The sequence below is a fragment of the Streptomyces sp. NPDC098781 genome, assembly GCF_044759995.1.
Classification (GTDB): Bacteria; Actinomycetota; Actinomycetes; order Streptomycetales; family Streptomycetaceae; genus Streptomyces.
The window spans coordinates 172,315-196,839 of sequence record NZ_JBIWAK010000009.1 but is presented as its reverse complement, the minus strand read 5'-3'; the positions used below and the strand labels follow the sequence as shown (position 1 = coordinate 196,839).

The 24,525-nt window shown below is 70.6% G+C and carries 21 protein-coding genes; 6 read left to right on the top strand and 15 right to left on the bottom strand.

Features of this window, described 5'->3' with window-relative positions; all coding sequences use genetic code 11:
• Positions 1-47: 47 nt before the first annotated feature.
• From ACIQWG_RS32315 to ACIQWG_RS32275, 9 genes are all read right to left on the bottom strand, one after another.
• Positions 48-1,427 (bottom strand): glycoside hydrolase family 43 protein, encoded by a 1,380-nt coding sequence (locus ACIQWG_RS32315; protein ID WP_404102115.1) that lies wholly within the window; start codon positions 1,425-1,427, stop codon positions 48-50.
• Between the two features lie 161 nt (positions 1,428-1,588).
• The gene (locus ACIQWG_RS32310; protein ID WP_404102113.1) at positions 1,589-2,176 is read right to left on the bottom strand and encodes a GTP-binding protein; all 588 of its coding nucleotides are present in this window, start codon (positions 2,174-2,176) and stop codon (positions 1,589-1,591) included.
• The gene (locus ACIQWG_RS32305; protein ID WP_404102111.1) at positions 2,163-2,543 is read right to left on the bottom strand and encodes a DUF742 domain-containing protein; all 381 of its coding nucleotides are present in this window, start codon (positions 2,541-2,543) and stop codon (positions 2,163-2,165) included. The genes ACIQWG_RS32310 and ACIQWG_RS32305 overlap by 14 nt, the downstream gene beginning before the upstream one ends.
• Positions 2,524-2,943: a roadblock/LC7 domain-containing protein gene (locus ACIQWG_RS32300; protein ID WP_147997842.1), complete on the bottom strand. Its 420-nt coding sequence runs from the start codon at positions 2,941-2,943 to the stop codon at positions 2,524-2,526. The genes ACIQWG_RS32305 and ACIQWG_RS32300 overlap by 20 nt, the downstream gene beginning before the upstream one ends.
• Positions 2,944-2,954: 11 nt before the next feature.
• Positions 2,955-5,333 (bottom strand): nitrate- and nitrite sensing domain-containing protein, encoded by a 2,379-nt coding sequence (locus ACIQWG_RS32295; RefSeq protein ID WP_404102109.1) that lies wholly within the window; start codon positions 5,331-5,333, stop codon positions 2,955-2,957.
• 191 nt (positions 5,334-5,524) lie between these two features.
• Positions 5,525-6,520 carry a substrate-binding domain-containing protein gene (locus ACIQWG_RS32290; protein ID WP_404102108.1) on the bottom strand — a complete coding sequence of 332 codons (996 nt, stop codon included), beginning with the start codon at positions 6,518-6,520 and terminating at the stop codon, positions 5,525-5,527.
• A 242-nt stretch (positions 6,521-6,762) separates the two neighbouring features.
• A complete protein-coding gene (locus tag ACIQWG_RS32285) occupies positions 6,763-7,566 on the bottom strand; it encodes an SAM-dependent methyltransferase (protein WP_404102107.1) in 804 nt (267 codons plus the stop codon).
• Between the two features lie 126 nt (positions 7,567-7,692).
• Positions 7,693-8,103 carry a DUF6114 domain-containing protein gene (locus tag ACIQWG_RS32280; protein ID WP_404102105.1) on the bottom strand — a complete coding sequence of 137 codons (411 nt, stop codon included), beginning with the start codon at positions 8,101-8,103 and terminating at the stop codon, positions 7,693-7,695.
• Positions 8,103-8,789, bottom strand: coding sequence for a DUF6230 family protein (locus ACIQWG_RS32275; RefSeq protein ID WP_404102104.1), 687 nt, complete (start codon positions 8,787-8,789; stop codon positions 8,103-8,105). Before ACIQWG_RS32275 ends, ACIQWG_RS32280 begins: the two co-directional genes overlap by 1 nt.
• A gap of 670 nt (positions 8,790-9,459) precedes the next feature.
• Between ACIQWG_RS32275 and ACIQWG_RS32270 the strand changes: the two genes are divergently transcribed.
• Positions 9,460-10,113, top strand: a complete 654-nt coding sequence (locus ACIQWG_RS32270; RefSeq protein WP_404102102.1) for a Tat pathway signal sequence domain protein — start codon at positions 9,460-9,462, stop codon at positions 10,111-10,113.
• 18 nt (positions 10,114-10,131) lie between these two features.
• Here ACIQWG_RS32270 and ACIQWG_RS32265 read toward each other — a convergent pair whose 3' ends face one another.
• Complete coding sequence (locus ACIQWG_RS32265) at positions 10,132-11,088, bottom strand: lytic polysaccharide monooxygenase (protein WP_404102101.1); 957 nt, start codon at positions 11,086-11,088, stop codon at positions 10,132-10,134.
• 363 nt (positions 11,089-11,451) lie between these two features.
• Between ACIQWG_RS32265 and ACIQWG_RS32260 the strand changes: the two genes are divergently transcribed.
• Positions 11,452-13,254, top strand: a complete 1,803-nt coding sequence (locus ACIQWG_RS32260) for a S8 family peptidase (RefSeq protein ID WP_404102099.1) — start codon at positions 11,452-11,454, stop codon at positions 13,252-13,254.
• 154 nt (positions 13,255-13,408) lie between these two features.
• Here the strand turns inward: ACIQWG_RS32260 and ACIQWG_RS32255 are convergent, their stop codons facing one another.
• Complete coding sequence (locus tag ACIQWG_RS32255) at positions 13,409-14,086, bottom strand: ScbR family autoregulator-binding transcription factor (protein WP_404102098.1); 678 nt, start codon at positions 14,084-14,086, stop codon at positions 13,409-13,411.
• Between the two features lie 193 nt (positions 14,087-14,279).
• Here ACIQWG_RS32255 and ACIQWG_RS32250 point away from each other — a divergent pair, with 193 nt between their 5' ends.
• From ACIQWG_RS32250 to ACIQWG_RS32240, 3 genes are all read left to right on the top strand, one after another.
• Complete coding sequence (locus tag ACIQWG_RS32250) at positions 14,280-15,221, top strand: ScbA/BarX family gamma-butyrolactone biosynthesis protein (RefSeq protein ID WP_404102097.1); 942 nt, start codon at positions 14,280-14,282, stop codon at positions 15,219-15,221.
• 72 nt (positions 15,222-15,293) lie between these two features.
• On the top strand, positions 15,294-15,941 hold the full coding sequence (locus tag ACIQWG_RS32245; protein WP_404102095.1) for a ScbR family autoregulator-binding transcription factor: 648 nt from the start codon (positions 15,294-15,296) through the stop codon (positions 15,939-15,941).
• A gap of 22 nt (positions 15,942-15,963) precedes the next feature.
• Positions 15,964-17,151: a damage-control phosphatase ARMT1 family protein gene (locus ACIQWG_RS32240; RefSeq protein ID WP_404102093.1), complete on the top strand. Its 1,188-nt coding sequence runs from the start codon at positions 15,964-15,966 to the stop codon at positions 17,149-17,151.
• A 21-nt stretch (positions 17,152-17,172) separates the two neighbouring features.
• Here the strand turns inward: ACIQWG_RS32240 and ACIQWG_RS32235 are convergent, their stop codons facing one another.
• The 3 genes from ACIQWG_RS32235 to ACIQWG_RS32225 form a co-directional block, all read right to left on the bottom strand.
• Positions 17,173-18,447, bottom strand: a complete 1,275-nt coding sequence (locus tag ACIQWG_RS32235; protein ID WP_404102092.1) for a cytochrome P450 — start codon at positions 18,445-18,447, stop codon at positions 17,173-17,175.
• A gap of 193 nt (positions 18,448-18,640) precedes the next feature.
• Positions 18,641-19,024, bottom strand: coding sequence for a hypothetical protein (locus ACIQWG_RS32230; protein WP_404102090.1), 384 nt, complete (start codon positions 19,022-19,024; stop codon positions 18,641-18,643).
• A gap of 180 nt (positions 19,025-19,204) precedes the next feature.
• The gene (locus tag ACIQWG_RS32225) at positions 19,205-20,443 is read right to left on the bottom strand and encodes an endonuclease/exonuclease/phosphatase family protein (RefSeq protein ID WP_404102088.1); all 1,239 of its coding nucleotides are present in this window, start codon (positions 20,441-20,443) and stop codon (positions 19,205-19,207) included.
• Between the two features lie 193 nt (positions 20,444-20,636).
• On the opposite strand from ACIQWG_RS32225, the gene cyc2 reads away from it, so the two are divergent.
• Positions 20,637-22,796 carry a germacradienol/geosmin synthase Cyc2 gene (gene cyc2 / locus ACIQWG_RS32220; protein ID WP_404102086.1) on the top strand — a complete coding sequence of 720 codons (2,160 nt, stop codon included), beginning with the start codon at positions 20,637-20,639 and terminating at the stop codon, positions 22,794-22,796.
• Here cyc2 and ACIQWG_RS32215 read toward each other — a convergent pair.
• The gene (locus tag ACIQWG_RS32215) at positions 22,789-24,258 is read right to left on the bottom strand and encodes a hypothetical protein (protein ID WP_404102084.1); all 1,470 of its coding nucleotides are present in this window, start codon (positions 24,256-24,258) and stop codon (positions 22,789-22,791) included. The genes cyc2 and ACIQWG_RS32215 overlap by 8 nt on opposite strands.
• Between the last annotated feature and the right edge of the window lie 267 nt (positions 24,259-24,525).

The following is a 24,525-nucleotide window of genomic DNA, read 5'->3' as shown; positions in this document are numbered from 1 at the left end:
ATCGCGCGGGGTTGTGACGGGCGTCCGTCACAACCCCGCTGTGCTGTTCAGTAGCCGACCTGGAAGGTGGCGTCCTGGCGTTCGGTGGTGGTGGAGACCGGATCGATGCGCAGGGCGTAGTTCGCGTGCCTGATGTAGCGCGTGGGGTTGTTGTACGAGCGGAACGACGCCCAGGAGGCGTCGGCGAGCCCGGCCGTGCGGTGGAAGGTGGCGTCGGCGGCGAACGTCGACGTGCCGTCGTTCTCGTCCAGGCGCAGCGCGTAGTCGTAGTGCCGCAGGTACCGCGTCGGGTAGTTGACCGACTGGAACGAGACGCCCGAGGCGTCGGCGAGCCCCGGCACCAGCTTCCACTGCGAGTCGGGGAACGGGTCGAAGGGGTACGCGTCGATCCGGCCGGCGAAGCCGCTGTGCCGGACGTAACGGGCCGGGTAGTTGTACGACTTGAGCCGGTTCCAGGCGGGGGTGCCCCACTTGGCCGTCAGGTCGGCGTACTCGGTCGACGTGATCGGGTGGATGCCGCAGTGCTTGGAATTGAGGGGCTGGGTGTACAGCTTCTGGTCCAGGGGCGTCCAGCTGCCGGAGGCCAGGTCGCTCGTCTGCCAGACGTAGAAGACGCCGTTCGGTGTGTACGTGTCGCCCCAGAGGTACCAGGTGTTGCCGGTCAGGGCTCGGACCACCGTGGGCGCCTCGGTGCCGCCGTGGCTCACGGCCGTGCTGAACGGGGTGAAGCTGCCAGGGTTCAGACTGGTCGAGCGTGCCCCGACCAGGGTGCCCTCGCGCTTGAAGTAGAGGTGGTTGACGCCGTTCACGCCGAGGGTGAGGTTGCCGTCGATGACGTCGTAGCCGGGGTCGAAGAAGACCTGGGGGCTGGTCGTCGTACGGAAGTCGGTTGTGTAGCTGACCATGATGACGTTGTGGCCGCTGCTGTTCACCGACGAGTAGAGGATGCCGTACTGGCCGCGCGCGGCGTCCCAGTAGGCCTCCGGCGCCCAGCTGTGCGTGGTGGTCATGTCGTGCAGCTTCAGCAGCCGGTAGCCGGTGAAGGTGCGCAGGTCGGTGGAGTCCCAGACATGGATGTACACACTGGTGCGGGACCAGTCCGTGCCGCTCAGGTCGGTCGCGATGACGACGAACGTGCCGTCCTGCTTGCGCAGCAGGAACGGGTCACGCAGACCGCCGGCGCCGAGGGTGGGGGTGGCGACGGGGTTGTTCTGGTTCAGCGGGGTCCAGCGCAGACCGTCGGTGCTCACGGCCAGGTGGAGGTTGTAGTCGGCCTCCAGCATGGTGGTGGACTCGGTGAAGTAGACCATCGCGTACGCCGAGTCGGCGGCGTGGGCCGTCCCCGCGCCGAGGGTGAGGGCGCCGGTCGCGGCGAGCGGGACGGTCGCGGCCATGCCGAGGAAGTGTCTGCGGGAGGGGTGCGTCATGCGGCTCTCCTGGGGGTGAGGGGCTTGCCCTGACGGCTCGTTGGTCGAAATGCCGAACGCAGTTCGGCGAATCGACCAGAAGGTAGGAGAGTGTTGATGGCACGTCAATCACAGGGGCATCCTTGGCGGATTCCCGCCACCCCTCCGCTACCGCGCGCGGCTCAACCCTTCTCGCGGGCGTCCGCGATCAGCTGGTCGATCAGGGCGATCAGCACGTCCCGGCACGACTCGCGCTCCCGCGCGTCGCACAGCAGCACCCGTACGTGCTCCGGCAGGGCCAGGGCGTCCCGGATGTCCTCGGCCGGGTAGGGATGTTCGCCGTGGAAGCCGTTGACGCCGACCACGAAGGGGATGTCCCGGCGCTCGAAGAAGTCGATCGCCGCGAAGCTGGACTCCGGCCGGCGCACGTCCACCAGGACGACCGCGCCCAGAGCGCCGATCGCCAGGTCGTTCCACATGAACCAGAACCGCTGCTGTCCGGGCGTACCGAACAGATACAGCACCAGCTCCCGGCTGATGGTGATCCGGCCGAAGTCCAGAGCGACGGTCGTGGCGCGTTTCTGCTCGATGCCGTCGAGGTCGTCGATGCCCAGGCCCGCGGCGGTCAACGGCTCCTCGGTGCGCAGCGGGGCGATCTCGCTGACCGACCCGACCATGGTGGTCTTGCCGACGCCGAAGCCGCCGGCGATGAGGATCTTGACCGTGTCGGGCGGCGCGACCGCCTGCACGGTGGTGTCAGAGCCGGCCAAGGCCGTCCCTCACTTTCTGCAACAGGTCCGGGTCCGGGTTACGGGGGGTGACGGGGTGCGGCGGATGCACGCTGATCAGGCCCGCCTCCAGCAGATCGCAGAGCATGATGGCGACCACGCTCACCGGCAGGTCGAGATGGGCCGCCAGCTCCGCCACGGCGATCGGCCGGGCGCATCGCCGCAGGATCCGTACCTGTTCGGGCTGCGGACGGGGCGCCCGCTCGGGCGGCGGATCCACCGCGGTCACGGTCGTGATCAGCGTGAAGTCGGTACGGCTGGGCCGGGTCCGGCCCCCCGTCAGCGTGAAGGGACGGACCAGCCGACCCGCCGGATCGTCCGAGCCCACCTCACGCGCCAGGGCCGACATGGGCCCGTGGTGCCGCCGAGAGGTGCTCGCCGATCTTCTTCACCAGCATGTTCATCTGGTACGCCACCACCCCGACGTCGGCGCCCTGGTTGGTCAGGACGACCAGGTGCGCGCCGGGCCCGGCGGAGGTCAGGATCAGATAGCTGTTGGCCATCTCGATCAGCGCCTGGCGTACCGGTCCGCCCCGGAAGTCCATGCTGACGCCCTTGCTCAGGCTCATCAGGCCGGACGCGGTCGCCGCGAGCCGCTCGGCGTCGTCGCGCAGGAACCCGGTGGACTTGCTCACCACGAGCCCGTCCTCGGAGAGCACCACCGCGTGGTTGACGTCGGCGACCCGCTCCACGAGTCCGGTGAGCAACTGGTCGAGCTGGGTGTCCGTGGCTGGGGTGGGGCGTGTCATGGCGGTGTCCTTCATGAGCGGTCGGCGGGCGGGGTGGAGGACGTGGGAGCGGCGGCCGGGGAGGAGACGGCGGCGTGGTCGGCGGGTTCCTGATGGTCCGCGGTGCCGAGCGGGTTCCGCGTCGCCTCGTCGGAGCCGTCGGAGCCGTCGGAGCCGTCCGCGTCGTCGCGGGCCCGAAGCGTGCCGCGCTGGAAACCGGCCAGGGAGGAGGCCGCCTGCTCGGCGGTGAAGTCGTCGGGGTGGCCGTTGTGTTCGGCGGGCGTGGACTCCTCGCGCAGCTCGGCCGCCAGGCTGGTCTGCGGCACCCGGCGCGGCAGCGGGGAGAGACCTCCGCCGCCCGACCGCCCGGCGGTGGACGCGGTCGCGGTACGGGCCGGCACGACGGGGCGGGACTCCCGTACCGGCTCCTCCGGTTCGGCGGCCCCGGCGTGCTCCACCTCCTCCCGGTCCGGCGCGGCGACGTCCCGTACCACCACGTCGTGCGGGATCAGCACGATCGCCGTCGTGCCGCCGTACGGCGAGGACCGCAGCGTGACCGCGATGCCGTGCCGGCGGGCGAGCCGGCCGATCACGAACATGCCGAGCCTGAGGTCGTCGGCGAGCGCCACCACGTCGAACTGCGGGGGCTCGGCCAACTGCGCGTTGAAGGAGGCGTAGTCCTCGTCGGACATGCCGAGGCCGCGGTCCTCGACCTCCACGGCCAGCCCCTTGGCCACCATCGCGGCCCGCACCCCGACCGGCGCCGGGGCGGGGGAGTACAGCGTGGCGTTCTCGATCAGCTCGGCGAGCAGATGGATGACGTCGGCCACCGCGGGCGGCGCGAGATGCACCTCCTCCTCGGTGTGCACCTCCACCCGCTGGTACTCGGCGACCTCGCCGACCGCGCTGCGCAGGATGTCGATCAGCGCGACCGGCTCGCTCCAGCTGCGGCCCGGCCGCTCACCGCTGATGATGACGAGGTTCTCCTCGTAGCGGCGCAACTGGCTGGCGGTGGAGTCCAGTTCGTACAGGCCCCGGAGCACCTCGGGGTCCTGGTGCGCGCGTTCCAGCGCGTCCAGCTTGGTGAGCTGGAGGTTGACCAGGTTCTGGCTCTGCCGCGCGATCCCCAGGATGATCTTCTGGAAGCCGCGCCGGGTGTCGGCGAGTTCCACGGCGGTGTGCACGGCGGTGCGCTGCGCGGTGTTGAACGCCGCGGCCACCTGGCCGAGTTCGTCATGGCCGTAGTCCAGCGGCGGCGTCGCCAGCTCCACGTCGACCTTCTCGCCCCGGTCCAGCCGGGCCACCACGTCGGGCAGCCGCTCCTGGGCGAGACCGAGGGTGGCCTCGCGCAGACCGCGCAGCCGCCGGGACAGCGAACGGGTGATCCGCCAGGACATCCCGACGCACAGCAGCAGCGCGATCAGTCCGCCGGCGCTCAGCGAGGCCGCGGTGATCAGCAGATTGCTCGCGTTGTCGGCACTGCGCTCCAGCAGCCCGTTCGTCTGCCTGCGGATCAGCAACTCGTACTCGTCGGAGACCTTGACCAGCGCGGCCCGCCACTCCTTCTGCGCGTCCGGGACCGTGATGTCCCCGTTCGCACGGGCCGCCGTTCGCGCCGCGAGCACCTTGTCCTCGACGGACTCCAGGGTCCGCCACTGCGAACTGCCCAGGATCCGCTCGGTCTCCGCCTTGGCCTTCCCCGCGAGCGAGGGGAGGATCTGGTCCTCGACCAGCCAGCGCCGGGTGTTCACCAGCTCCGCGAACTCGTTCCAGGTCTTCTCGTCCATCCTCCGCGACGGCGAGGCCAGCGTCAGCAACGCGTCCTCCCGCGAGACCAGTTCCGCCGCGTGCTCCAGCGAGACGAGCGGACCGGCCTGCGAGGTGAGGTCGCCGTCGTCGACCTGGGACAGCTCCTGGAAGGCGTGGATCTGGTCGTCGATGATCGAGGTGTACTGGCCGAGCGCCTGGGCCGCCGGGATGTCCGTGGGGTTGTCCACCTGCCCCCGGTAGTACTCCAGGCTGCTCGCGGACGCGACGACCGAGTACAGCTGGTCCTTGATCCGGGAAGGGGCCTGCTGGATCTTGTCCGACTGGGCCAGGAGCTTGGCGACCGCCTTGTCGGTCTTGCCGCGCTGCGCGTCCAGCGCGCTGCGCGCGGAATCCTGGCGCGTGGCGAGCCATACGGCGGAGTAGCTGCGCTCCTGCTGGAGCGCGAGCGTGGCCTCGGTGCCCATGGCCCCGGTCGACCTGCTCAGGCCGGTCTGCGACCGCAGCCCCAGGCCCTCCGAGAACATCTGGATCGTCGTCACGCTCCACACGGCGGCGAGCGTGACGCTGGGCACCAGCGCCAGCAGGATCAGGGAGAGACGGATGGAGCCGAGGCGGCGCCGGGGACCTGTCCGTTCAGACATCGTCGTCCTTGGGCGATCAGCGGAGGGCGGGCGGGAGCAGCGCGGAGGCGGGAAGGGGCGGGTGGACGAGCGCCGGGGGTGACGGCGTGTCCGGTACGTCACGGGGGGTGCGCAGGATGCTATCCGTACAAGTGAGCGTACGCGTCACGCGTGACCGAATCTTTGGCGACACCGGCGGGAGAACTGTCCGGTCAGCGGGTCCCGTTGGCGGCGAACCGGGAGACCGACGCGATGTTCGCCTTGGTGACGAAGGCGGGCCCGGTGAGCACGGGCGCCTCACCTCCGCCGAGGGTGTTGCCGTTCTTCCGGTAGAGCCAGAGCGAGTCCACCGCGAGATAGCCCTGGAGATACGGCTGCTGGTCCACCGCGAACTGCACGTCCCCGTCCTGCACCGCTTTGACCAGGTCCTTGTTCAGGTCGAAGGTCGCCACGTGGGCCTTGGCGCCGGCCTGCTCGACCGACTTCACGGCGGCCAGGGCGAACTGCGCGCCGTTGGTCACGACTTCGTCGATGGCCGGGTTCTGCGTCAGCCGGGCGGCGACGGTCGCGGTCACCGCGTCCATGTCGGTGCCGTCCACGTAGAGGTTGTCCGTCTCGCCGCCGAACGCCTTCTTCACGCCCGCGCAGCGCGCCTCCAGAGCGACGTTGCCGCGCTCGTGGATCACGCACAGCGTGTGCTTGGCCTTGAGGTCGTCCAGTTTGTCCCCGACGGCACGGCCCGCGACGCTCTCGTCCTGGCCGAAGTACTCCAGGAGTCCGGCGGAGCGCCAGTCGTCTATACCTGAGTTGAGGCCGACCACGGGTATGCCGGCTGTCCGGGCCTGGCCGACGGGACCGGCCATGGCCGTCGGCTTGGCCAGGGTCACCGCGATGCCGTCGACCTTCTGCCGGATCGCGTCCCGCATCAGCTCGGCCTGGCCCGCCGGGTCGTCGTCGCTCGCGAAGGTCAGATCGATGTCGTCCTTGGCGGCCGCGGCCTGGGCGCCCTTGTGCACCAGCTCCCAGAAGGCGTCGCCCTCGCCGCCGTGGGTGATCAGGGCGACCTTCAGCCGGGCGCCGCTCGCGGTGTCCGCGCCGGACGCGTCGTCGCTCGCGCCGACGCCGGAGCAGCCGGCCAGCAGCAGACCGGTGGCGGCCGCGAGGGCCGCGACGCGAGTGGGAGTGGAGGAGGGGGGTGGGGTCTTCATGAGGGTGCGGCACCTCGCTGTGCGGCCGAGCCTGAGGAACGGACGAGAGTACGGCCGGCACCGAACGGGGGAGTTCGCCGGCCCGGTGAACTCTCGCTCCGGCGGAGCCAATCGCGTGTGACCATCGGTAGTCAAGTGTGCAACCACAAGGCGTGAGTTGTTGCTCCCACATCGTGATGAACCGCTGGCGGGAGGCCGGACCGGCGACCGGACCGCCCTTGCCGCTTGCGCTCGCAAACCGGTCAACTCGGCTTGCGCGCCACGGCCCCGTACATCGCGATGTCCTCGTCCCGGATCACCTCGGGGTCCGTGCCGTGCGGGCGCCACTTGTGGACCTGGACGATGCCCGGTGCCATGAGGTCCAGACCGGTGAAGAAATCCTCGGCCTCGGCCCTGGTGCGCAGCCGCATCGGCATGCCCCGCGCCGCGTACTCCCGGGCCACCTGGCCGACCTCGTCCGGCGCGAAATCGGCGGTGCCGATCGACATCGCGAGACAGCTGGCCGCGGGCAGCGGCTCAAGGAGCCGACGCACGATCCCCACGGCGTCGTGCTCGTCCAGCATGAAGTGCACGATCGCGATCACGGCCAATGCGACGGGCTCACCGAGGTCGAGGGTCTCGCGGAACGCCGGGGCGTCGAGAATGGCCGCCGGGTCGCGCATGTCCGCCGCTATGTACGCCGTCCTGCCCTCGGGTGTGCCGGACAGCAGCCCCCGGGACAGGGCGAGCACGAGGGGATCGTTGTCGACGTAGACGACCCGCGAGGCGGGAGCGACCGACTGGGCGATCTCGTGGATGTTGGGTGACGTGGGGATCCCGGTGCCCACGTCCAGGAACTGCCGTATCCCCGCCTCCTCGGCGAGATGGCGCACGGCCCGGTGCATGAAGTCGCGGTTGGCCCGCATGTGCACGGGCAGCGCCGGCCACTCCCGCACCATGGCGTCGCCGGCTTCCCGGTCGGCCGGGTAGTGGTCCTTGCCGCCGATGATGTAGTCGTAGATGCGGGCGGAGTGGGGGATCTCGGTGTCGATCCGGTCGGCGGGCACACAACCTCCAGCGGCCACAGGCGAGTTGGCGTTCCGCGTGCCAACCTATCGGCACGCGGGGCTGTGTCGAGCCGCGGTTCCGCCAGGGCGGCGCGAGAGGCCCTCAGGGACCCGTGCCCGCCGAACTCAACCAGTTCCCACGGCGTTGCGCCGACGCTCCCGCCGGCCGCGCCGGGGCTCCTGGTCGGGCAGCCAGCCGAAGATGAGGCAGCTTCCCACCACACCCAGCAGCAACCCTACGAAGAACCCGCCGAGGTTCGAGGTGAGCCAGGTCCCCAGCGAGACCAGCACCCCGGTGATCGAGTAGAAGAGGCGCTGCGCCGGGTTGAAGACGGTGAGCAGACCGAGCAGCACCATCAGTGCCGGCAGCAGGTATCCCGCCAGCCCCTGCATGCCGACATGCAGAACGACCTTCAGTGAGGCCTTCATCGTGAGCAGGATCCACGCCCCGCCCAGGGTGAGCAGCAGCCCGCCCCAGAACGGCCGGTCGGCCCGCCGGCGACGGAAGGCCGACCGCAGTCCATCCGGCCCGCGCATCAGCAGCCCGTGCTGCTGAACCGCAGCTTCAGCCCGGGGAGCTTGAACACACCGGCGGTCGTCGCGTAGTTGGTCTGGCGCAGATCGGCGATGCGCACGGTGTCCGCCTGCTGGCTGAAGACGCCGATCGGCCCCTTGACCCCGGCCTTGGTCAGGGTGCTCGCGTCGTTGCCGATCTCGATGTTGCTGAACGCCGCGTCACCCGACAGCTCGGTCGAGTCGGTGGCCAGATCGGTCGCGGTGACCTTCTCCGCGCCGCTGCCCGCGGTGATCAGCAGATTCGTGCCGCCGAGGTCGACGCTCTGGCACAGCTTGGTGAGCGTGGCGTTCTTGATCGCGGAGGTGACGACGAGCACCTGGCCGCCGGTGTCCCCTTCGTTGGGGCTGCCCGGCGCCATGTTGTCGAGGCCGCCGAACTGCTCGAAGCCGGTGCCGTTGAGCTCGGTCGCGGTGACCGTGAAGGGCATGCCGGAGATGGCGAACTGCACGCCCAGCGCGCCCTCGGCGGTCAGCACCGCGAGCGTGCCGGCGACCAGGGTGGCGGGCACCGCCATCACGGCGGCGCGACGCGCCCGGACCCGCCCGCGTCTCGCGGGGCCGTCGGGGCTCTCGGGCTTCTCCGGGCTCCCGTGGCTCCCGTGGTTCTCGGACGCGTCGGACGCTTCGGACACGGAACCGCTTTCCATAACTGCTCCCAGGTGCAGACAGTGCGGGTAGGGCATCGGATGTCAGCGGCACGTTGTCCTGGCGCGGACAGCGCCCACGGCGCACGTCTCCTCGCAACTCCCGGCGGGTGCAAGGGCTTTCTCGTACTCCGCAGTAGCCAGGACCGGAAGTTACCGGTGGTTACAGTCGAGGGTCAAGGCGGTTGTGTAAAAAGAGTGTCGGTTGTGTGCCACCTGTGGGTCATGAGCCGTCAAGAACCGCGAAAGACGTCTGCCGGAACAACAACTCCCTTACTCACCCTTGACGTTGACGAACCCTCAGGTCTACAACTCTCCCTGGTTCCCCCCTGGATCCGTGGCGCCGGATCCGCCGCCGCGCGGCCTCTGCCCGCGTTCCCGGCCTGATGCCCTTCACATTTCCTTTTCGCGAGATCAGTCCACGGCGCCGTCACGGTCGCTTCCCCCTCGGTCCGTGCCGGCCGCACCCCCCGCCCGGTCCGGCCGGAGCCCTCCCCACGGTCTCCGGCCGGCCACCGGCCGGGCCGCCGTTGCCGGTCCGTGTCGTACGGAGAAGGCGTCACGGACCGGCAACGGCCCCACCGCACTCGCGCGCCCCCCCACACCCTCCGAACCCCCTGAGCCCTCGGGCCCTCAGGGCACACCCCCGCAACGAAAGACGAGGTACACCCGCATGCGTGCACGCACCCTCCTCACCCTCGCCGGCACCGTCGCCGCCCTCACCCTCCCCCTGGCTGTCCCGGCGTCCGCGGCCGACGGCGCCGTCCTCACCACCGGGTCCGTCGGCGGTACGGCCGTCGCGGCGGGCGAGGTCCTGACCGCGCCGCTGGCCGGCGGCACCGCCGCCACGTTCTACTCCAGCGCGACCGGCACGAGCGGCATCTCCTGCACGTCCTCCCAGTTCACGGCCACCGTGACCGACAACCCCGGCGCGCCGGGCACCGCGACGGAGTCGGTCTCCGCGCACACCTTCGACGCCGCCAGCTGCACCACCAACGTGGTCGGCGTGCTCGGCGTCACCGGCATCACGGTCAACAACCTGCCGTACAGCGCCGCCGTGACCTCCGAGGGCACCGTCACCGTCACCCCGGCCGCGGGCTCCACCATCCAGACCACGGTCGTGCTGCGCACCCTGCTGGGCAGCATCAACTGCGTCTACCAGGCCCCCAGCCTCGCCGGCACGGCGAGCAACGACGACAACAGCATCAACTTCACCAGGGCCCAGTTCACCAAGGTCTCCGGCTCGTCCCTCTGCTTCGCCAACGGCTACTTCACCGCCAAGTACGCTCCGGTGACCGGCAGCGGCGAGGCGGTCTACATCAACTGACGCCCCGCCTCTGGTAGTTCACCTCCGACGCAGCCGCAACACCAGCGCGGCGCCCCCGGTGAGCAGCAGCACCGCGGCGGCGCCGCCTGCGAGGGCCGGCGTGGACGGGCCTGTGCCCGTGGCTTCGGTGGAGGCCACGGGGGTGCTGTCGGCCTGGGTGTTCGGGGTCTCGGTGGCGGCCGGTGCGGACGGTGAGGGTGCGGGAGGTGTGCGTTGCTCGCCCGCCCGCGGCTTCGTCGTCGGTGAAGCTCCCGCGGTCGTACGGTCGTTGGCGCGATCCTTGTCCGTGGGCGCGGACGTCGTGGCGGAGCCGCCACCGCTCCCGGAGCTTCCGCCTCCCGGGAACACCACGTCCGAGCACGAGTAGTAGGTGTCCGGCGTGCTGCTGTTCTGCCAGATCGTGAACAGCACATGCCGTCCGGCGCGATCGGACGGGAGCGTCGCCCTGATCCGGTACGCCCCGTCCGTCAGTGCCGGGTCCTTCACCTCCGCGAACGGGCGTTCGGGGAGGTCGGACCAGGTGAGCGGCTTCGTCGGGTCGTAGGCGGGCTCGGTGAGGTAGAGCCGGAACGTGCCGGTGTGCGGGATCGTCGAGGCGTACCGCATGGCCAGAGCGGCACCCGGGGTCAGCCGGGTCGACGGCCAGTCCGCGCGCGCGAGGTCGAGGCCCCGGTACGCGGGCAGCCCGCCGCTGCACAGCCGGCCGTCGGGGACGACCTGCCGGTCCCGCCCGTTCACATTGGCGATCCGGAGGTTGTCCCAGGCCGTGAAGGGCGCGCCGCTGGAGGCGACCGCCGCCCGGCACGCCGCCGACCCCGAAGGGCTGCCGCCGTCGGGCGAGCAGGCGTACACCCTGCTGACCGGATCCGTCGGAGCGCCGTGTGCCTGAGCGGGGCCCGCCGTCCACACCGTGAGCAGCAACGGCGTGACGGCGGCGGCCGCCAGAGCGGAGCGGTGCGATCTGATCCTGGGCATCCGGGACATCCGGAACGTCTCCTCGGCCGGGCGGGAAGGGTCCTCGTCCAGTACGGGCCACCGGCCCGGCGCGTTCACTGTGCGACGAACCGGGCAGAGACCGTCAATACCGGTCAACTGTCCGACGTAGAGGGTGGGTTTCCGGCCGGATCGAGGGTTTCCCCTGTATCCCGATGACCTTCTCTTTGCCTATCGTTCGACCACAGCCGACCCAAAGGTAACCCCGAACGGATCGGCCCCCGCGCCAGGCCGGCCACCGCGCCCCCGCACTTTCGAGTCACCCCCCGCCGCTTCGAGGACGAAGCGAAAACGTCCGCCGCTCCGCGCTGCCCGGAGTACGGCCGGCCACGAAAGGCACTCCCCATGCGCACCTCCACACCCCTCAGACGGAAGCTGATATCCGTCGCCGCGGTCTCCGCCACGCTGTTCACGGCCGCCACCACCGTCGCGGTGGCCCAGGAACCCGAGCCCCGGGAAGCTGCCGTCCCCGCCGCACAGGCCGAGGCCGCACCCGGCACCCCGGCCGAGCGGCTCATCGTCGGCTACAAGTCCGGCGCCGCGGAGGCCAAGTCGAACAAGGCTGCTGAGGCCGACGCCGCCGCCAAGGGCAAGGAGGCCGGCGAGGACCTGGACTTCCGGCGCCGCCTCGGCTCCGGCGCCGCCCTCGTCGACCTCGGCGAGCACCTCACCAGGACGGACGTCGCCGACGTCGTCGCCGAGTACCAGGCGGACCCGCAGGTCGCCTACGTCGTACCGGACCGGCTGAACAAGCCGCTGGCCACGCCCAACGACACCGAGTACACCAAGCAGTGGGACCTCTTCGAGACCACCGCGGGCATGAACGTGCCGGGCGCCTGGGACGTCGCCACCGGCAGCGGGGTCACCGTCGCCGTCATCGACACCGGGTACGTCACCCACTCCGACCTCGGCGCCAACATCGTCGGGGGCTACGACTTCATCTCCGACGCCACCGTGGCCAACGACGGCAACGGCCGCGACAGCAACCCGGCCGACCCGGGCGACTGGACCGCCGCGAGCGAGTGCCAGTCGGGCGAACCGGCCTACGACTCCTCCTGGCACGGCACCCATGTCGCCGGCACCATCGCCGCCGTCACCAACAACGGCAAGGGCGTCGCCGGCATCGCCTACGGCGCCAAGGTCTCCCCGCTGCGCGTCCTCGGCAAGTGCGGCGGCTACGACTCCGACATCATCGACGCCATCACCTGGGCGTCCGGCGGCACGGTCTCCGGCGTCCCGGCCAACACCAACGTCGCCAAGGTCATCAACATGAGCCTCGGCGGTGGCGGCGCGTGCACCAGCGCCACGCAGAGCGCGATCAACGCCGCCGTCAACCGCGGTACCACGGTCGTCGTCGCGGCGGGCAACAGCAACGACAACGCGGCCAACTACTCGCCGGCCAGCTGCAACAACGTCGTCAGCGTGGCGGCCGCCGACCGCCAGGGGAACCGCTCCTACTACTCCAACTACGGCTCGGTCGTCGACATCGCCGCGCCCGGCGGCGAGACCAACTCCGTCACCTCCAACGGCATCCTGTCGACGCTGAACTCCGGCGCGCAGGCTCCGTCCGCGGAGAACTACGACTACTACCAGGGCACCAGCATGGCCGCCCCGCACGTCGCGGGCTTGGCCGCGCTGATGAAGTCGGCCAACGCGTCGCTGACCCCGGCACAGATCGAGTCCGCGATCAAGACCAACTCGCGTACTCTGCCCGGTACCTGCTCGGGCGGCTGCGGTGCCGGCCTCGCGGACGCGGCCAAGACGGTGCATGCGGTGAGCGGGTCCGGCGGCTCCACGGGGGGCACCACCTTCACCAGCACCACCGCGGTCTCCATCCCCGACAACGGCTCGGCGATCGAGTCCCCGATCACCGTCAGCGGCCGCAGCGGCAACGCCCCCTCGGCCCTCCAGGTCGGCGTGGACATCACCCACACCTACCGCGGTGACCTGGTCGTCGATCTCGTCGCCCCGGACGGCTCGACGTACCGCCTGAAGGCCGCCAGTTCCTCGGACTCCGCGGACAACGTCAGCACCACCTACACGGTGAACGCCTCCGGCGAGACCGCCAACGGCACCTGGAAGCTGCGCGTCCAGGACACCGCGGCCCAGGACACGGGCCGGCTGAACAGCTGGAAGCTGACCTTCTGAGCACGGCCGACACCTGAACGCGGGCCCTGACGGGGCGCGCGTCACCAGCTGGCGGGCCGACCGATGCGGATGGGGCATCGGGCGGCCCGCCGTTCGTCGTGGTCACCGACCCGGGTGGTGACGGAAACCGTCACTCCGGTCGGAGATCGTGCACTCAGCGTACGGACACGTCCAAGCCGGCCTGCTCAAAACCGGCTTCCTCGATGGCCGCCAGCACCCGCACGCCCCGATCGGGCCTGCGGTCGATCCCGGTGAGCAGGGCCGGCACCGCGATGCTCGGCAGAAGGTGTCCCCAGAGCACCGAGATCCGCTCGGCGAGGTCGCTCCGGTCGGTCAGCGCCCTGGACATCAACTGGATCCCCGCGAAGGCGCCGACCAGCAGCTCCACCGACTGTCTGGGTTCCACGGAGGGCAGCAACTCGCCCTGATCACGGGCCAGTTCCAGCACGCCGACCAGATGGTCCGCCCACTGCCGGAACGGTCCGGAGTGGTCCACACCCGGCGGCGCGCACTGGTCGACCGCCAGCCGCACACTCCCCTTGAGCAGGGAGTTGGTGAGCAGCCGCTGACCGAACACGAAGGTGACGTCGACGAGTTCCTGGAGCTTGCACGGCTGCGGCGGCACGGCACCGAGCGACAACTGCTCGTCCAGCACGGCCTGGGCGAGGGATTCCTTCGAGGGGAAGTGGAAGTAGAGGGCGCCCTTGGTCACATCGGCGCGCTCCAGGACCATCGCGATGGTGGTCGCGGCGTAGCCGTGCTCGTCGAAGACCGCGCCCGCGGCCTCCAGGATCACCTTCCGCGTTCTGATGGCGCGCTCCTGCCTCGCCATGGCAGCCCCTCCGAACTTCCGGCCGCAGCAGGTCCGATCCGCGCGCCCCGGTGTGCGCCGGAGCGGTTCCGGCCAGGGGCCGAGCGACCCCGAGGCCGCATTGAAAACAAACCGGTCGGCTCGTACTCTAACGCTCGCGGCACGGGCACCTCGCCGTCTGTCAGCGCACATACGGGGGACCCAAGGAGGGGACATGTCTGATCCGCGCCTGCCCGCCACGACCACGCTCGCCGGCATCCCTCACGCGCCACAGGACCTGACCGCCACGGTACCCCGCCAGCTGGTGCACCGATCCTCGGTGGCGGAAACGTTTCTCACCGGGGTGAACAGCACCGGCACCCATCAGTTCACCGCCTTCGCCGAATGGCCGCGCGCCCATCAGTTACACGTGTCGCCCGACCGGTCGGCGTACGAACCGCTGCTCGTCGCGGAAACCGTCCGCCAGGTCGGCGCGCTCCTCGCGCACACCGCCTACGAGGTCCCGCTGGGCCACCAGTTCGTGCTCAGGGAACTCGGAATCACCACGTATCCCGGACAGTTGGCCCTCGGTCCGGCACCCGCCGAACCGGAACTGCGGATCTCCGTCACCGACGTCGACCGCCGCGGCGGCCGTCCGGCGGGCTTCCGCTACGAGACCGACGTACGGCTGGGCGCGGAGCGCGTCGCGACCGCGCACGTGGCCGTGACCTGGACCGACGCGGCCGTCTACCGCCGGCTGCGGGGCGGCCGCACCGCGACCGGCGTGGCCGCGCCGCCACCACCGCCCGGACTGCCGCCCGCCGTCGTGGACCGCGCCCTGCCCGGGGACGTGGTCCTCAGTCCCTCCAAACACCCCGACCGCTGGCAGTTGCGGGTCGATACCGCCCATGCCGTTTTCTTCGATCATCCGCTCGACCATGTGCCCGGCATGCTGCTGCTGGAGGCGGCCCGCCAGGCCGCTCACGCCCGGACGGGGAACGGCCGGCGAACTCCCGTCTCCTTCCACGCCGTCTTCCACCGGTACGCCGAACTCGACCTACCCGTATGGATAGTGGTGGTCGACCAGCCGGGTGCGAACGGAGCCGACGTCCAAGTCGTGGGACAGCAAGGGAAGTCGACAGTCTTCGAGTGCGGGGTGGGTACCGCGAGCGAGTGAGTTATCGTGTACAGGGAGTAAGAAACAAACGGCATGACCCGTTCTTTTCCCGGTCCCAGGAGAGTCCAGCCGATGGCGAGGCAGTTACGCGCGGAACAGACCCGCACCACGATCCTCACGGCGGCCGCCGAGCTGTTCGACCGTCACGGCTATGAGTCGACCAGCCTCAGCGACATCGTCGAGCAGGCCCAGGTCACCAAGGGCGCGCTGTACTTCCACTTCGCCGCGAAGGAGGACCTCGCCCAGGCGATCATGGAGTTGCAGTCCAGAGCGTCCCGCCAGATGGCGAGTGAGATGGACGCCCGGGGCCACACCTCGCTGGAGGCGCTGATACGCACGACGTTCGGTATCACGCGCCTCGCCGTCGAGGGCCCGATCACCCGGGCCGGACTGCGCCTGGCCACCGGTTCGGTGGTGATACGGCCGCCGCTGCGGCACCCCTTCACCGAGCTGCTGGACATCACCACCCGCAAACTCCACGCCGCCGCCAAGGAGTCCGACATCCACCCGGACGTCGACGCGGAGGCCGCGGCACACGCCCTGGTCTGCTTCTACGTCGGCACCCGCGTCGTCGGCCGCTCCCTCGAACCCGTCGCGCGGCAGCCGCGCAGAGTGGCCGAGATGTGGCACCTCATGATCCGCGGCCTGGTCCCGGTGCCCCGCCGGGCCCGCTACCTCGCGCTCGCGACACAGCTGGAACGGGAGATCAAAGCCGTATGACACGGGCGGTACGGTGAGGAACATGCCCGAGAGGTCCGACACCCCGCCCGTGCCCGTGCTCCTCGGGAACGAACCCGGCTCGTTCCCGCACAGCGTGCTCGCCGAACGGCATCCCGCGATCATCCGACAGGTGCGGGAGTCCTTCCCGTACGGCCCCGAGCGGCAGCAGGCCCTGGACGCGCTGCTGGCGAGCTGCGTCGAGGGCGTGATCGAGCCGCTCCCCGCCGACGCCCACGACCGGGACCGCTGGACGCAGTGGGGTGCCGAGGAGTACACCGGCCGTTCCTGGTTCGACGTACCGTGGCTGTGGTCGGAGAGCTACTTCTACCGCCAACTCCTCGAAGCCGTCGGCTATTTCACCCCCGGACCCTGGCAGGGCATCGACCCTTTCCGTCCCTCCAAGCTGGCCGAGCTGGACGCCCCGGAGACGGACGAGGAGCTCTCCGCCCTCGACGAGCTCGACGACCGGCCGACCGACGAGCGGGAGCGGGCACTGCTGCACGGCTCCCTGTGGGGCAACCGCGCCGACCTCGGCTTCCGGCTGTCCGCCGAGCACGACGAGACCGGCTCGGACACCCCGCCGCTGGTCGCCGACGACAGCGAGACCTTCTGGTCCCTGCTCCCGCCCACCGGCTCGGCCACCCTGTGCCTCATCGCCGACAACGCCGGCCGGGAACTCGTCCCCGACCTGCTCCTCGTCGCCCACCTCCTCACCGAGGGGCGGATCGGCAAAGCGGTCCTGCACATCAAGCCGTATCCGTACTACGTCTCCGACGCCACACACGCCGATGTGCTCGACGCCCTGCGCCGGCTGACGACCGCACCGGGCGCGGCGGCGGCATACGGCCACACACTCTGGTCGGCGATGACGGACGGCCGCCTGACCGTCCGCGCCCACCCCTTCTCCAGTGCGCCCCTGCCCTTCGCGGAGATGCCCGCCGACCTCCGCGAGGAGCTGGCCGCCGCGACCCTCACCGTAGTCAAGGGCGACCTCAACTACCGCCGCCTCGTGGGCGACCGGCTCTGGCCGCCGACCACACCCTTCACCGACGTCACCGCCCATTTCCCGGGCCCGGTCGCCGCTCTGCGCACCCTGAAGTCCGACGTGATCACGGGCCTGGACGCCCGCACGGAAGAGGCTCTGGTGGCGGCGGAGGGCCAGAAGTGGCGGACGGGTGGGACGCACGCGCTGATCCAGGTGCGGAGCTGACCTCGCCGCCGCGCGCCCGGCTCAAGTGACGTGCATCGGGAGCGACTTGATGCCATTGATGAAATTCGACACCAGCCGCTTGGGCGGTCCCGCCGGGCGCAGTACGGGCAGTGCTCGCAGGGTCTCCCGGTAGAGCACCCGTAGCTGGAGCCGCGCGAAGTGCGCGCCGAGGCAGACGTGCGGGCCGTCACCGAAGGACACGTGCGGATTCGGCGCGCGGGTCAGGTCCAGCCGGTCCGGGGCGGCGAAGACCCGTTCGTCGCGGTTGGCGGAGGCGTGGAAGACGACCACCTTGTCGCCCGCGCGGATACGCCGCCCGGCCAGCTCAGTGTCCTCGGCGGCGGTCCGGCGGAAGGTGAGGACCGGAGGGTGCCAGCGCAGCAACTCGTCCACCGAGGGGAGCAGTTCGACATGCCCCCCGCGGAGTCGCTCGTACCACTCCGGATGCTCGGCGAGGGCCAGGAGCCCGCCCGGCGCGGCGCTGCGGACGGTGTCGTTGCCCGCGACGGTGAGCAGGAAGAAGAACATCTCCAGCTCGGGTCCGGCGAGTTCGGCGTCGTGGGCGAGCGTGGTCATCACATCGTCGTCCGGGAACCGTCGCTTGTGCGCGGCCAGTTGGCGGGCGTAGTCGAACATGTCCCGCAGCATCGCGGGCGACCGCGGATTGACCGGAGTGCCCTGTGCGTCGCGCAGCTGGGGACCCGCCTCGTCCGGATCCTGATAGCCGATGACCCGCTGGGTCCAGTGCAGCAGCAGCTTGCGGTCGGCCTCCGGGACGCCGAGCAGGTCGGCGAGGTTCAGCAGCGCGTAGTCGTCGGTGAGGGCGGTGACCAGGTCGACGGTGCCGTCCGCCGCGCGGGCCGAGTCCAGGGCCCGGGCGAGCAGCGCCCGTGCCCTGCCCTGCGCCACCCCGGTGAACCGGTCGACCCGGCCGGGTGTGAAGGCCCGGCTGACCAGCCTCCGCAACCGACCGTGCCCCGGCGGATCCTGATTGAGCATCATGCGCCGGATGAACGGCAGGTCCTGCGGATCCGGATCGCGGATCTGGGTCGCGCCGATGTACGAGGAGTACGTCGCCGAGTCCTTGAGCACCCGCACGACATCCGCGTGCCGCGTCACCGCCCAGAACCCCGGCCCGGCCGGCCAGCCCAGCACCTCGTGCTCCTCCTGCCGGACGACGGGGTGGTGGTCGCGCAGGACGCGGTACGCGGCGTAGGGCACGCCGGTGGCGTACTGCCGGGGGTCGAAGACGTCGGGGACGGGAGGAGCGGCCGGGGTCCCCGGGGAGGAGGTCATGTGACCAAGGTGACGTATCTCGGTGAAGACCGACAGAGGGGCTTGTCCGGGGGCGTGAACTCCGGAGACGGAGCTGGGGGCGGGGCCGCTGCCGGGGCGTGAGGGTGCGGCGGCGACAGGGTGGGCGAGGTGTGCTCCCTTGCCCACCCTGTCACCGCCGGGATCGCAGCTCTGGGCGCCGGTCAGCCGCTAACTAGCAGTGCGGGACGACACGCTGGTTGGAGACCTTGTTGGCGGAGATCCATCCGGACACCCGGACGGACGACCCGTTCTGGGGGTGTATGCCGGGCGCGCTGACGAAGAACCAGCGGTTGGTGCCGTTGGACCAGGCACCGTCCGCCCAGCACTGCATGTCCACCTTGGTGCCCGCCCAGATGGTGCCCATGCGGGTCGTCGGAACCGTGCCGATGGAGGCGTAGGCGGTCGCGGGACTGTTGGTCCTCGGTACCACGGGCGTCTGATTGCCACCGCCGTCGGCGGCCGCGGGACCGACCGCGGCCAGGGCAAGGGCGGCGCCGAACGCTCCGGCCGTGACCATGCGGCTCAGCCGCCCGAGGTGTACGCGGTCGCGGTTCATGTATCGCCTCTCATCGTGCAGTCAGGGGTCAAGGAGAAGGCCGGTGCTGACAGCACCCGCCTGCTCCCAGTCGACCACGCGTCACCCCTGTCACCGGCCGGTCTCCGGCTTACGGAACCCTTACGCGTCCCCGCCATGCTTCTGAAGAGCCCGGCCGGCAAGGGAGTTGCAGCGCGTCGGTCAGCTCACCCGCACGTCCTGCCACACCATCCGGTGGTCGGACGTGGGCACCGTCGTCCCGTTGCCCACCAGTCGGTACAGCGGGTCGTCCGACGTCGGCCAGAAGATCCCGTTCCCGCCCGGCGTCAGCCCCTTGGACGGCAGCACATAGTCGACCCGGAGGTTGCCGGGCGCGATGTCGCCGAAGTCGGAGGTGTCGTACGCCGGGTTCCCGACGTGCGAGGTGTTGGCGCCGCCCTGGAGCCGCGCCTCGACACCGCCCGAGCTGGCCGGGGGAGTGACCGGGAGGTTCACCGCCGGGTGGTCGAGCAGCTGCTGGATGGCGTGGCCGTAGCTGTCCCCGTCGTACGGGTCGGCGTTGTTGTCACCGGCGATGACGAATCGCGCACCGGGCCGCAGACCGCCGCGCCGGCCCTTGTCGTCGTACAGGTACGAGCTGCGCCGGCGGCCGCCGACGTAGTCAGCCCACAGACGGATCTCGTCGTGGTTGCGCCGCCCGTTGCGGTCCTCGGTGCCGTCGAAGGTGGGCGGCGTCGGGTGGGAGACCAGGAAGTGCACGGTGTCGTGGCCGATGCACACCGGGACGTCCCAGTGGCTCTTCGAGGACAGCCGGAGGATCGCGCGGGCCTCGTCGCTGTAGTAGCCGGGCGGCATGATGTGCCCCGGCATGTCCTTCCACAGGAAGCGCTGGAAGGTGCGCACCGCGCGCGTGTCGATCGGGAACTTCGACAGCACGACCATGCCGTACTGCCCCGGGAACCAGCCGTACCCGTACGCGTCCTGGCCGTACGCGTCCGAACCCGGCGTGGTGACCGCGCCGTTCTTGCCGTCGAGGTCGACGCCGGTGGCGACGCCCGTGTTCACCGGACCCGTGAAGTGGTACGGGAAGCGGACCGGCTCGGCGCCGCGCTGCCCCACGGCCAGGTAGTTGCGCTGGAACAGACGGACCGCTCTGCCCTGCGCGTCGTAGTCGAACTCGTTGATGAGCAGGACGTCCGGGTCGACCCGCTGAATGGTCTCGGCGACATTGCGCGCCTGGACGTTGTCCGGCGTGGACAGGTCGGTGATCAGGGCGCCCTGCGTGGCGCGGTTCAGGGAGGCGTTGAAGGTGGCGAACCGGACGGACCGACGGCCGTGCCGCTCGGTCGCCGAGGCCGGGAACGCCGCCGTCGTGGCCAGCGCCGCCCCGGCGAGAGAGGCCAGCGCGGTGCGGCGGGAGAGGGAACCGGTGTGGGTCATCGCGACTCCGGTGCGGGAGGGGGCAAGGGGACACATGGCGGGAGAAACACATGGAGCTGCAAAAGTCTGCGCGCGTAGAGATGAACGCCACAAGGCCCGGCGAGAACTCCCGGATTCACCCATGATTCACGCGATGGTGTGATCATGTCCCGCGCCGCGGATGCCCGTTGAGGGCCGGGGGTAGTGCCCGGCCATGACGCAGCAGCCCTTCGAACTCCCGCACTTCTACATGCCGTATCCCGCGCGGCTGAACCCACATGTCGACGAGGCCCGCGCCCACTCGACCGAGTGGGCGCGCGAGATGGGCATGCTGGAGGGGTCCGGGATCTGGGAGCAGGCCGACCTCGACGCGCACGACTACGGCCTGCTCTGCGCCTACACCCACCCCGAGTGCGACGGCCCCGCGCTGTCCCTGATCACCGACTGGTACGTGTGGGTCTTCTTCTTCGACGACCACTTCCTGGAGATCTTCAAGCGCACCCAGGACCGCGCCGGCGGCAAGGCCTATCTGGACCGGCTGCCCCTGTTCATGCCGATGGACCCGGCGACCCCGATGCCCGAGCCGCAGAACCCGGTCGAGGCGGGCCTGGCCGACCTGTGGACCCGCACGGTGCCGAAGATGTCGGCCGACTGGCGCCGCCGCTTCTCCGTGGCGACCGAACACCTCCTCAACGAGTCCCTGTGGGAGCTCTCCAACATCAACGAGGGCCGCGTCGCCAACCCCGTCGAGTACATCGAGATGCGCCGCAAGGTCGGCGGCGCCCCCTGGTCGTCGGGCCTCGTGGAGTACGCGACCGCCGAAGTCCCGGCCTCCGTCGCCGAGTCGAGGCCGCTCAGGGTGCTGATGGAGACCTTCTCCGACGCCGTGCACCTGCGCAACGACCTGTTCTCCTACCAGCGCGAGGTCGAGGACGAGGGCGAACTCAGCAACGGCGTCCTGGTGCTGGAGACCTTCTTCGGCTGCACCACCCAGGAGGCCGCCGACACCGTCAACGACGTCCTCACCTCCCGGCTCCACCAGTTCGAGCACACCGCCCTCACCGAAGTCCCCGCGGTGGCGCTGGAGAACGGGCTCACCCCCGACGAGGTCGCCGCGGTCGCCGCGTACACCCGGGGACTTCAGGACTGGCAGTCCGGCGGCCACGAATGGCACATGCGCTCCAGCCGGTACATGAACGCGCGCGCCGAGTCCACCGCGCCCTGGCACGCCCTGACCGGTCCAGGCACCTCCGCCGCCGACGTCGGCGCGCTGCTCGCCGCGGCCGGCGCCGAGCGGCTGCGCGCCTACACGCATGTGCCGTACCAGAAGGTCGGCCCGTCCCGGCTCCCCGACTTCTACATGCCCTTCGAGGTGCAGCTCAGCCCGCACCTCGAAGGCGCCCGCGGCCGGCTGACCGAGTGGACGCATCGCATGGGCATCCTCCAGGAGGGAGTCTGGGACGAGGACAAGCTCGCCGCCTACGACCTCCCGCTGTGCGCGGCCGGCCTCGACCCGGACGCCACGCCGCAGGAGCTCGACCTCAGCTCGCGGTGGCTCGCCTGGGGCACCTACGGCGACGACTACTACCCCCTCGTGTACGGCCACCGCCGCGACCTGGCCGCCGCCCGGCTGACCACACAGCGTCTGTCCGCCTGCATGCCGCTCGACGGCGAGCAGGCCGTCGTCCCGCTCAACGCGATGGAACGCGGACTCGCCGACCTGTGGGCGAGCACGACGGCGGAGATGTCCCCCGAGCACCGGCGCTTCCTCAAGGACGCCGTGAACGTCATGACCGAGAGCTGGGTGTGGGAGCTGTCCAACCAGTTCCAGAACCGCATCCCCGACCCGGTCGACTACCTGGAGATGCGCCGCGCCACCTTCGGCGCCGACCTCACCCTCAGCCTCTGCCGGATGGGCCACGGTCCCGCCGTACCGGCGGAGGTGTACCGCAGCGGGCCCGTCCGCTCCCTGGAGAACGCCGCCGTCGACTACGCCTGTCTGCTCAACGACGTCTTCTCGTACCAGAAGGAGATCGAGTACGAGGGCGAGATCCACAACGCCGTCCTCGTCGTACAGAACTTCTTCGGCATCGACTACCCCACCGCGCTCCATGTCGTCCACGACCTGATGACCCAGCGCATGCAGCAGTTCGAACACGTTGCCGCGCACGAACTGCCGGTCATGTACGAGGACTTCGCGCTGTCGGAGGACGCCCGGGAGATCATGGAGAACTACGTGGCCGACCTCCAGAACTGGATGGCGGGCATCCTGAACTGGCACCGGGAGGTCGACCGCTACAAGGCCGAGTGGCTCGCCCGCCGTGCCCACGGTTTCCTGCCGGACCGCCCGCCCGCCGTGCCCGCCCTCAGCTGACCTCCCGCACCCGCGCCGCGGTCCGCTCGGCGAGCTCCCGGACGCCACGCGCGGCGCTGTCCGAGAGCTCGCCGAGTATCGCGTCGGCGGCCGCGAGGAGTGCGCGTGCTTCCTCCGGCCGGCCGGCGTCGGCCAGGGCGCGGGTGAGCAGATAGTGCTCCTCGGCGATGAAGCGGCCGAGGTTGACCCGCTGCCAGTCGCGCAGCGAGTCGTCACCGGGAACGGCCAGGGTGTCCCGCACGGCGGTCAGGGACCTCGCGGCGTCGGACAGCAGGCCCGAGTCCCGTTCGAGCCGGGCCTGGGTGTGCCGGGCCGAGAGCCGGTCCCACGCCGTCTCCTGGAGCGAGGCGCACAGCCGCTGGGCGCGCAGCGCCTGGGGCAGATCGCCGAGTTCCTCGAAGTCACGGGCGAGCGCGCTCAAGGGCGCCGTGCTCAGCGTGCGGGGCGTGTCCGGGCGGATGAGCCGGCTCTGGTCCATGAAGATCTCGTCGAGTTCGCGGATCAGCGTCACCCGGGCGAGCTCCGTCATGCCTTGGTCGCGGGCCAGGTCGGTCCAGGTGCTCACCGGCTCGTCCGAGGGGTCCGTACCGAACATCGAGTCGTCGAGTTCTCGCGCCCACTCGCGCAGCTCCTCGGCGCTCGCCCCGGGTTCCGGTATGCCGCCGAGACCGCACGCGGTGTCGAAGTCCGTCTCCCGCACCTCGTGCAGCAGCGGCAGGTCTCCCGTGTCGCCGCGCAACCCCACCAGCACCGCGGCCAGCCGCAGCTCGTCCGTCATCGACGATCGCGTCTCGTGCCGCAGCAGCTGCCGAAGCAGCTCCAGGTCGCCCTCGGCCCGGTCGAACTGCGCGGCCCGCAGGGCGAGTCGGCGCCGTACGTCATCCTCGGCGACCTGCCGCCACGCGGTGCGGTCATCCGCGCGCAGCAGCGCGAGGTCGGCGTGGCCGCTCGCGAGCACCAGCTCCCACAGCGGTGGGCGCGGGTATGTGTCGAGCAGCTGATAGGCGCTGTGCTCCGTGTCGTTCAGCAGCACGAAGTCGGGCTCGGTGCGCAGCAGCGCGGCTCGGAGCATGGCTTCGAGCTCCGCCCGGGAGCGGTCGGGGAAGCCGAGCGCGGCGCGCAGTTCGGCCCGCGCCCGCTCCAGTTCACCCTGCTGCTCGGGCTCCTCCTCGTCCTCGGCCTCCGCCAGACCGATCCTGATCTCCAGCGCCTCGTCGACGGTGGAGCCGACGATCCCGGCCGAGCCCTCCGAGTCGGCGTACAGCATCGAGCCGTCCGCGCACGCGAAGTACGTACCCCCGGAGGCGTCCCCCGCCACTATGTCGAGCGGACCGCCCGAGGCGAGGCGTACCTCCTCGGCATGGCCGTGGGCCGCGCGGTCGAGGTCGAAGTCGAAGGGGAATGCCGCCAGTTCGGCCAGGCGAGGGTGCTCGCGCAGCGCCCGGAGTGCTTCATCGGTCATGTCACAGAACGTAACAGCCGCCACTGACAACGGGCTTCCCGCCTCCGGATGCCCTTTCCGAAACTTTCCGTGCGGAACGGGATATTCACGGAACTTCGTCGGTGCCCCGGGAGTCTTCTGGGACGAGGGGAACAGACAACGAGAACACACGGGGGTGTTCGACCTTGACCGACATCATCGAGAGGTTCACGGACAGCGACATCAAGGCCGGGACGGCGCGGCGGCAGCCCGACACCGGCGAACTCACGCCGTACGCGGCCCCGCTGC